This is a genomic window from Desulfocicer vacuolatum DSM 3385, from assembly GCF_900176365.1.
Taxonomy (GTDB): domain Bacteria; phylum Desulfobacterota; class Desulfobacteria; order Desulfobacterales; family Desulfobacteraceae; genus Desulfocicer; species Desulfocicer vacuolatum.
The window spans coordinates 65,148-71,578 of sequence record NZ_FWXY01000023.1 but is presented as its reverse complement, the minus strand read 5'-3'; the positions used below and the strand labels follow the sequence as shown (position 1 = coordinate 71,578).

General features: G+C 42.6%; 10 protein-coding genes. All 10 read left to right on the top strand.

All coding sequences use genetic code 11. The features are described 5' to 3' along the window. Window positions 1-679 precede the first annotated feature (679 nt). The 10 genes from B9A32_RS21920 (at window position 680) to B9A32_RS17325 (ending at window position 6,431) form a co-directional block, all read left to right on the top strand. Window positions 680-823, top strand: coding sequence for a hypothetical protein (locus B9A32_RS21920; protein WP_212637988.1), 144 nt, complete (start codon window positions 680-682; stop codon window positions 821-823). Window positions 824-1,320: 497 nt separating this feature from the next. Next, entirely contained in the window at window positions 1,321-1,581 is a 261-nt protein-coding gene (locus B9A32_RS21915; RefSeq protein ID WP_084071229.1) for a toxin HicA, read from the top strand. Then, a complete protein-coding gene (locus B9A32_RS17365; protein WP_084071228.1) occupies window positions 1,565-1,894 on the top strand; it encodes a type II toxin-antitoxin system HicB family antitoxin in 330 nt (109 codons plus the stop codon). The genes B9A32_RS21915 and B9A32_RS17365 overlap by 17 nt, the downstream gene beginning before the upstream one ends. A gap of 704 nt (window positions 1,895-2,598) precedes the next feature. Continuing rightward, entirely contained in the window at window positions 2,599-2,847 is a 249-nt protein-coding gene (locus tag B9A32_RS17360) for a DUF4160 domain-containing protein (RefSeq protein WP_084071227.1), read from the top strand. A 3-nt stretch (window positions 2,848-2,850) separates the two neighbouring features. Beyond that, a complete protein-coding gene (locus B9A32_RS17355) occupies window positions 2,851-3,096 on the top strand; it encodes a DUF2442 domain-containing protein (RefSeq protein ID WP_084071226.1) in 246 nt (81 codons plus the stop codon). Window positions 3,097-3,627: 531 nt separating this feature from the next. After that, window positions 3,628-3,879, top strand: coding sequence for a type II toxin-antitoxin system Phd/YefM family antitoxin (locus tag B9A32_RS17350; RefSeq protein ID WP_084071225.1), 252 nt, complete (start codon window positions 3,628-3,630; stop codon window positions 3,877-3,879). 90 nt (window positions 3,880-3,969) lie between these two features. Then, window positions 3,970-4,218 carry a hypothetical protein gene (locus B9A32_RS21910; protein ID WP_084071224.1) on the top strand — a complete coding sequence of 83 codons (249 nt, stop codon included), beginning with the start codon at window positions 3,970-3,972 and terminating at the stop codon, window positions 4,216-4,218. Window positions 4,219-4,324: 106 nt separating this feature from the next. Next, window positions 4,325-4,615 carry a HipA N-terminal domain-containing protein gene (locus B9A32_RS17335; RefSeq protein ID WP_084071223.1) on the top strand — a complete coding sequence of 97 codons (291 nt, stop codon included), beginning with the start codon at window positions 4,325-4,327 and terminating at the stop codon, window positions 4,613-4,615. A 159-nt stretch (window positions 4,616-4,774) separates the two neighbouring features. Continuing rightward, window positions 4,775-5,218 (top strand): DUF3795 domain-containing protein, encoded by a 444-nt coding sequence (locus tag B9A32_RS17330; RefSeq protein ID WP_170923886.1) that lies wholly within the window; start codon window positions 4,775-4,777, stop codon window positions 5,216-5,218. Window positions 5,219-5,666: 448 nt separating this feature from the next. Continuing rightward, window positions 5,667-6,431: an ABC transporter ATP-binding protein gene (locus B9A32_RS17325; RefSeq protein ID WP_084071222.1), complete on the top strand. Its 765-nt coding sequence runs from the start codon at window positions 5,667-5,669 to the stop codon at window positions 6,429-6,431.

The following is a 6,431-nucleotide window of genomic DNA, read 5'->3' as shown; positions in this document are numbered from 1 at the left end:
GGCGCAAAGAAGTTTCTTTTGCAGGTGCTGCCCGTTGTTTGTATCTCATCACCGTCGGCAACAGCCGGTGATGCCTGGACCTTGGTATCCCGGTAGGTCCTGCCCGGGAATTTTTTGCAAAAGAAAATCAATGCATGCAAAGCAGATCTCCCCGGATAAGAACGTGAACTGTCACTACACAACCGCAACATTTACCCTGTCTCTTGAATCCTGGGCTTTGACATGTTGTGCTGGCTTACCCGGAGACCAGGCCTTATATGCTGTTTCTGTTCGTCGGCTCATAGTTTTGCGCTCCAACTTCCTTCAGACGGTTCCTCACGGTTCCGCCCTTGTTTTCGGCTAATACTTGTGTTAACTGTAACTCAGTTAACAGGATTCACGTATAGGGGACTTACACCCCATAAGTTCACGCCCATGCCGGGCGTAATCGGGTAGCCGGGGGTTTTAATCCCCCAGCCCCCACAACACCCTGCGTGCGGGTCCGCACAGGGCGTTTAATCAAGAGTACCGGGCCGTAACCGGGTAAGTTGCTTGAAGAATGGTTTTCCCATCATGCGCCTGTACACTACTCATCCATTCGGATTCATTGTATGTACAGAGCAAGTGGATACCTTTTCCTTCGCTCCTGACTTTCAGTCCTTCACCCTGTCCGGGGCATTACTCCCGGCATTTGGCTACTATGACTTCTGCTGACTTCTGCCCTGTCACCAGACAAGTTACCTTGAAAGGCGCAAAGAAGTTTCTTTTGCAGGTGCTGCCCGTTGTTTGTATCTCATCACCGTCGGCAACAGCCGGTGATGCCTGGACCTTGGTATCCCGGTAGGTCCTGCCCGGGAGTTATTGCAAAAGAAAATCAATGCATGCAAAGCAGATCTCCCCGGATAAGAACGTGAACTGTCACTACACAACCGCAGCATTTACCTTGCCTCCTGAATCCTGGACTTTGTTATGTGTGGCTAACTTACCCGGAGACCAGGCCTTATATGCTGTTTCTGTTCGTCGGCTCATAGTTTTGCGCTCCAACTTCCTTCAGACGGTTCCTCACGGTTCCGCCCTTGTTTTCGGCTAATACTTGTGTTAACTGTAACTCAGTTAACAGGATTCACGTATAGGGGACTTGCACCCCATAAGTTCACGCCCATGCCGGGCGTACCACAAGGTACTGGACCGGACACCGCACACAGATCAACCAGACTCCGTCTGCTTGATCTGCGCACGGTGCCGGTCAGCACCGCGATTATCTTTTAGAACCGTATTCCAGTGATGAGGATAGACAAATTTTAAACTTGACATTGATATCAATAGTAGTATCATTTACATATGAAAAGCATAGCTGAAAAACTGAAGCAGTTTAAAAACAGTCCAAAAGATGTCAAGTTTTCAGACTTATGCAAAGTTTGTGATTTTTACTTTGGTGACGCGAGACAATCAGGCTCAAGCCATAGAGTATACAAAACCCCTTGGAAAGGAGACCCTCGTGTTTATATCCAGAACTCTAAAGGAAAAGCGAAGGCCTACCAAGTCAAGCAAGTCCTAAAAGCCATTGAGCGTTTGGAGGTGGAGAATGGCAATAAAAAATAATCACTACACATACCGAGTAACTTGGTCAGCCGATGACGATGAGTATATTGGTCTGTGTGCAGAATTTCCAAGTTTAAGCTGGTTGGCTGAAACGCCTGAGGCCGCTTTGAAAGGTATCCGAAATTTAGTTGCCGATGTGGTAACGGATATGAAGGGGAATAAAGAAAAAATTCCTGAACCTATCGCTATTAAAAATTATAGCGGTAAATTTATGGTTCGTGTTCCGCCAGATGTTCATCGTACTCTTGCTATCAAAGCAGCAGAAGCTGGTGTAAGTCTAAATCGTCTTGCAAGTTCCAAATTAAGTCACTGACCCGAAAACATAATAATCTGATAAAAATAGAACTGATCAGATAACAAAATAAGGATTAGTAACCGTGCTGAGGCACGAAGCTCGGTACTAATCCTTTGGTTCAAGAAGCCGCGGGTGTATAGGGGGAAAGGTTACCGGTTTTCTGGATGGGTTAATGATCAGGTCTGATGAAAATTAAAAAAACGGCCTTTCTTTTGATGTGAAAAACCAAAAGTCCGGCCGGTTTTCAGCGGTTAAACCCGGTTCAAAACTTTAGGTATCTGCAATATTGCGCAGGGATAGCGCAACATGCCTGGTGATAGATCGGGCTGTTTGTAAAGGAGGCCAAAGCCGGGTAAAAAAATTGTGCAGTTACCCGGGTTTGCCCCGGGATTCCCCCCCTGTGTCAGAATAGTTGGTAAGGTCTCCTCCCGTTTCCATTGGATTTTGTTGAAAATGTTCCAGGATTTGACCAGGGTTCTGCTAAAAAAATGCTGGATGCCGGAATAACTGATGTTATGCAGAGAATATTGCTCTGAATGAGTGTTGCAGAGGCAATTTATACACTATAGCTTTCACAATCCATAGTTTTACCAAAAGAGTAGGACATGTTATTATGGGTATTTGGAAAACGTTTGTGGCAATGAAACAAAGTATTTTATGAAAAAATATTTCCAGTTGAGCCATATTATTATGGTTAATGAATTTTACTTGGACAGAATGAAATGCCTGAAATAGCGAGATTTTACGGAATAATCATAAAACTTTTTTTCGGTGATCACCCTCCACCACACTTTCATGCAGTATATGGAGAATATGTCGGTTTGTTCAATATTGAAACTATTGAAATGATTGAGGGGGATCTACCAAACCGAGCAAAGAAAATGATAGTGGAATGGTCAAAGCTATATCAGAATGAGTTGCGTGAAATGTGGAATAAGCAGGAATTTCGAAAATTGCCACCGTTGGAGTAAATTATGCATCCTAAGATTAAATCAGCAAAAGCTGTCGGTGAATACACATTAGAGATAGTTTTCGATAATCAATATAAAAAAAGATATAATATTGCACCACTGCTAAAAAAAGAAATGTTTGCCCCATTGAAAAATTCGTTTTTCTTTAAAAATGTTCGAGTTGAACAGGGTGGATATGCAATATTTTGGGATCAAAACATTGATATCAGCGAGTATGAACTATGGATTAATGGCGAGGATATGCCATAACGAACAAGGATAGATCGTGTGAGCGCAGCGAACCACGATTTTATCCTGTTGTTGAACAAGCCCTGTAAATATTGATGTGATGGGTATAAGAAAATATCTTTTTTCGAGGAGGGGGCAGGGAATTTTTTATGTGCCCCATATTGGGGAACAAGACACAGCTATAGCCGAGCTTTTTTTAAAAGCTTTTTTTAAAACAATTATAAAATCAGCACCTTAACTTCTTTGCTTGTTGATATTTAACGTCGGCCCTTGTCAATCAACTCACTTTAACCCGGCTTGGGAGTTGGGGTTCGTACACCAACAACAACCATGGGGGTATTACAACATGGGCATTTAAAAGCGGGTCTTGGCCGCAAGGAAATGTGTCTGATTTAAAATTGCCGAATTTCGCGGAAGCTGTTGGCGGCGCCCCTTACCTCCACGTTGTACCCTAATTACACATGGCAGCCAGTGTGGAGATATGTCAAGATTTTTTGCTTGAAACGGTTATAAATAAGACCTAAATATCAACCATTATTAATGGAGGTCTTTATGGAGGCCGTATTAGCTAACTGTTCAGCAAGTATTTCTGAGTTAAAGAAAAACCCCTCAGCATTGATTGACGCATCAGGCGGAGAACCCATTGCTATCTTAAACCACAACAAACCAACCGCTTACTTGATCCCAGCCGACACCTATCAGCAAATCCTTGATAGGTTGGAGGATTATGAACTCGGCCTGATCGCTAAAGAGCGTGAACATGAGAAAGCCCAGGCCATTGAGGTAGATATCGATGATCTATAAACTCAAGTTTCTCCCAACGGCTTTGAAGGAATGGAAGAAGCTGGATAATTCTATTTTGACGCAATTCAGGAAGAAACTGATTTTATTGATATGTTGTTGAAAGTAGGACAAGATGACTTCATTGGTTATAGAAATAACAACGAATGGTTAAAAAAACATCCTTGTTCAGCAATCATTTTCCATGCCCCTGAAAAAATATGGCCATCCGTTAGAAGTTCATATCGAACATCCTTCAAACATATGGTTTTTGGACAATTACCGGATGAAACTGATCTGCTTGCCACTTTAGATAAAATCAAATCAAGAATCCAACCTATTGCCTGGGAAATAGATCACTGACCCTCCCCAAACCCAGGTGACAAGACCCGCTTTGAGTATGCTATCAAAGGTTAGCTGAAGGAAAAATTTTTAAAACCACCCCAAAAAATGAGGAGAAGATGCCCTGATGGAACCGATAACAACCGCATCTATTAAAATTGGGGGAGACACAGCAGGTTATGTTGCATGGGACAAAAGTAATACGTGTGCTACGTTTGAATACGATCCCCAATTTTTAAAGAAAGGAATCGACCTGGCCCCTTTAACCATGGGCCTGAGAGATGCCAGAGAAGGGACCAGTTGGTCATTTCCCAATATAGACTCCATCACTTTTCATGGTTTACCCGGCTTGCTGGCCAGCAGCCTTCCAGATAACTTTGGGAATAAATTCTGCCGAATTGTTCGGAGATCAGCATAAAATGACTGTCAACGGAAAACAAAAAAATATCACCGTTGACGACCTTCTGACCGTTGCTAAGAATATGGATATCCCCCAAATGGGTGATGTTTATTGCCCATAGTTGAATTATGATCTTGCCTGTCCAAATTAATCTTAAAATCATTAGGAGGATCAACCGTGGATTACTTTCAAATGACCGCTCCTTGTGGCCTTGACTGTTTTAACTGCCATTTCTATTTGGCTCTTAAAAACAAAGATTCAAGAGCTGCTGTTGAAAAAATGTCCAAAGACCATAATGTGCCTGTTGAAATAATGCTGTGCAAAGGATGCCGGGATCACGATGGTAAGATACCATTACAAAAGCATATTTTTGGTGATTCGCATAGATGTGCTGCATATGAATGTTCTAAAAACAAGGGCGTTGATTTTTGTGGAGACTGTAACGAATTTCCATGTGACAATTTACATCCTTATGCGGACAGGTCTTCTGAGCTGCCCCATAATATGAAGGTCTTCAATCTCTGTTTAATAAATAGAATGGGACTGGAAAATTGGGCAAAGTCAAAGGCCTCTGAAGTTCGCGAAACCTATTTTACAAAGCCATGGACCCTGTCTGAGTAATATCATTGTCCCTATGTGTCAAGAAAAATAACCTTTGGTTGTTTTGGACTCTATCTCTTCACCACAAAGCCATGTGGGTTATCCGGGGACATTTTATTTGACTGTCCCCGGAATTTTTCCTCAATTTACAAATTATCCAGATTACACGCTATCTTTCCCTGTCTACCTGTATATCCTTTTTTGGATATTACTGTCTCAACATTTGAACCCCATTTTCCATGCCATCCTTTGATTTTCTCTTTTTCTCTCTTTTTTTTACTTGACTTGTGTTTTTGTAACTGTCAATATATTGCACTATAAATCAAATTCATTTTTTTATTGCTATTAAAAAAGTTAATAAAATACATCTTGTGATATAAATTCATATGCAGTTTGCGCTCCCAATATATTTCCATAGGGTGCAACACTGATCACCCCAAACACAATAAAATCAGTATTGGAATCAGCCATGTCCCATTTGACGGTTTCTGACGTGACGCTCTCCTTTGGAGGGCTGAATGCACTTTCCAAGGTGAATATGACCATTGAACCCGGTTTAATCACTTCCATCATCGGGCCCAACGGTGCAGGTAAAACCAGCATTCTAAATTGCATTTCAGGGTTTTACCACCCCACCCAAGGGGAAATCCTTTATGGAGATACGCCCTTGACCCATTGTTCTCCCCATGAGGTCTCAAATATGGGCATTGCCAGGGCCTTTCAAAATCTTGAGCTTTTCAGTGGGCTGTCGGTTCTTGATAATCTGCTTCTGGCGCGACATCAAAATTTGAAATATTCGTTTTTACAGGCCCTGTTCTTTTATGGCAAAGCATCCCGCATGGAGGCGGAAAATCGCGCCTATGTTGAGCATGTCATTGATTTTATGGAACTTGAACCCCATAGAAAAAGCCTGGTGGGCAATTTAAGTTACGGGGTACAAAAAAAAGTGGAAGTGGCAAGGGCACTGACCCTGGCACCGGAAATCCTGTTGCTGGATGAGCCCATGGCAGGCATGAACCTTGAAGAAAAAGAGGATATCGTCCGGTTCGTCATTGATATTCAGCAGGAAAGAAACACCACCGTGGTGCTGGTGGAGCATGATCTCGGGGTGGTCATGGACATCTCAGATCGGATTTATGTACTGGATTTTGGACAGGTCATCGGTTCTGGAACCCCGGAAGCTGTGGCCGCTGATCCCAAAGTAATTGAAGCCTATATCGGAGAAGGGTCATAG

Excerpts from the sequence above, each read along its gene's own strand:
- B9A32_RS21920 (WP_212637988.1), top strand. The coding sequence starts at position 680 with ATGACTTCTGCTGACTTCTGCCCTGTCACCAGACAAGTTACCTTGAAA.
- B9A32_RS21915 (WP_084071229.1), top strand. The coding sequence starts at position 1,321 with ATGAAAAGCATAGCTGAAAAACTGAAGCAGTTTAAAAACAGTCCAAAA.
- B9A32_RS17365 (WP_084071228.1), top strand. The coding sequence starts at position 1,565 with ATGGCAATAAAAAATAATCACTACACATACCGAGTAACTTGGTCAGCC.
- B9A32_RS17360 (WP_084071227.1), top strand. The coding sequence starts at position 2,599 with ATGCCTGAAATAGCGAGATTTTACGGAATAATCATAAAACTTTTTTTC.
- B9A32_RS17355 (WP_084071226.1), top strand. The coding sequence starts at position 2,851 with ATGCATCCTAAGATTAAATCAGCAAAAGCTGTCGGTGAATACACATTA.
- B9A32_RS17350 (WP_084071225.1), top strand. The coding sequence starts at position 3,628 with ATGGAGGCCGTATTAGCTAACTGTTCAGCAAGTATTTCTGAGTTAAAG.
- B9A32_RS21910 (WP_084071224.1), top strand. The coding sequence starts at position 3,970 with ATGTTGTTGAAAGTAGGACAAGATGACTTCATTGGTTATAGAAATAAC.
- B9A32_RS17335 (WP_084071223.1), top strand. The coding sequence starts at position 4,325 with ATGGAACCGATAACAACCGCATCTATTAAAATTGGGGGAGACACAGCA.
- B9A32_RS17325 (WP_084071222.1), top strand. The coding sequence starts at position 5,667 with ATGTCCCATTTGACGGTTTCTGACGTGACGCTCTCCTTTGGAGGGCTG.